Source organism: Sulfurovum sp. bin170, assembly GCF_010892395.1.
Classification (GTDB): domain Bacteria; phylum Campylobacterota; class Campylobacteria; order Campylobacterales; family Sulfurovaceae; genus UBA1140.
In genome coordinates this window covers 1-1,861 of the sequence record NZ_JAACKB010000187.1, presented here as the reverse complement: position 1 = coordinate 1,861, position 1,861 = coordinate 1, and the positions used below count along the sequence as shown (strand labels likewise).

Genomic DNA, 1,861 nt, shown 5'->3' with positions numbered 1-1,861 from the left:
TAAATAGTAAGATTATAGGTAAAAAGATTATACTTACTCCACAAAAAGATGGATATACCGTTCAATTAAAACACTCTTCTATAAAAAAAATGCAATATAAGCTCTTGGGAAAACCGCTTTTAACACTTAAAAAACAGAAGTTTAACTATAATGAGACTATCTCAACTAAATACTTCAGACTAAAAATTAATAAGCTGTCTAATTTTAAAGAACCTATAAAATTCAAACTCAATGGAGACCATAGATATATCTATGAAAAAATCATCAAAAAGAGTCTTAATATTTCTCAGGTAGAGAAAGAGGTATCGATTATAAAAATCGCATATAAAGATAATATTCGAAAAAGAGCTATAGCCTATATTGACTCTCTAACAGATAGTTTGGTCAAAGAGAGTGTTAAAAATAAGACGGAAGAGAATAAAAAAGTTTTAGAGTTTATTAACCAAGAGCTTAGTAGAACAAAAGATAAGCTCAAAAAATCAGAAAAGGAGCTAGAGAGATACCGTATATCAAACAAGGTTATTCAACCATCTGTACAAGCTTCAACTTTTATCAAAGAGCTAAGTGAACTTGATATCTCTATTTCAGAAAATAGACTAAAAGAGAGTATCGTTGAGAATCTAATAAAATTTGTAAAGGGGAACTATAATCTTGATTCTATAGCACCATCACTTATGGAGCTTGATGAAAAACCAACACTAAAACTCATTAGCATCTTACAAGATACTCAACTCAAAAGAGATGGACTTCTCGCAGACTTTACAGAAAAACATCCAGATGTTAAAGCCCTAGAGAGCAAGATAAATCTACTACGAAATAAGATAAATCTAAATATTAATAACCTACAAAAACAGATAGAGCAAAAGAGTAGCAATCTAAAAAAACTAAAAGCATCATATGAGAGTGAGCTAAAAACACTTCCAATAAAAGAGAGAAAACTAATCAATATAGAGAGAGACTATGAAGTTAGCTCCAAGATGTATAATTTTCTTCTCAAAAAACAGGCTGAAAATGAGATTATTCAAGTAGCAACACTCTCTGACTATAGAGTTATCGATAAAGCCTATAGTAACTCTAGCCCTGTTAGTCCCAAAAGTAAAATCATTATTATTGTATTTATAATGCTGGGGCTTATTATAGGGATTATTATCGCATATATTCATAATGCTATCAAAGATAAAATAAGGTCTGTAGAGGATATTGAGAGTGAGATAGATTCTCCTATATATGGGACTATCCCCGCTCTAAAAGATAATATCGCTAGATTAGATGTTTATACCAATCCAAACGCATATTTTGCAGAGAGCTACAGGACTCTGCGTACAAATTTACAACTTTCATTAAATAGAGAAGATAGTGAGTGCAAAGTCATTTTAGTCAGCTCCACCATATCAGGGGAGGGGAAAAATATCACGGCTGTTAATCTAAGTGCTATTTTCCAAATGGCAAACTACAAAGTTATCACGATAGACCTAGATATGAGAACACCTACTGTAGCTAAACTTTTTAATATGGAGACTATATCAGCCGATATAAGTAGCTATCTTAGGGAGGAGAGTAGTATGGAGGAGATTATCTACCCTACAATATATAAGAATCTAAATATTATTCCTGTAAAAGAGAGTCCTAGTAATCCATCTGAACTGATTCTCTCCGCTCGTCTGCCTCAACTCATCAAAGAGTTAAAAAAGAGTTATGACTATATAATAATCAACAGTACCCCCTTTGGAGCGATAACTGATACGAAACATATTATGAAATTTAGTGATATAAACTTGGTTCTTTTTAGAGAAGATTATAGTAAAAAAATATTTATGTCAAAACTAAAAAGCATGATAGAGAGAGATAGAGTTGAGAGTGT

1 protein-coding gene is annotated in these 1,861 nt (G+C 31.6%); it reads left to right on the top strand.

Annotation, left to right across the window (positions count from 1 at the left end; translation table 11 throughout):
• Positions 1-1,861: polysaccharide biosynthesis tyrosine autokinase (locus tag GSY74_RS04410; protein WP_164663896.1), on the top strand; the 1,861-nt coding region annotated here is incomplete at both ends.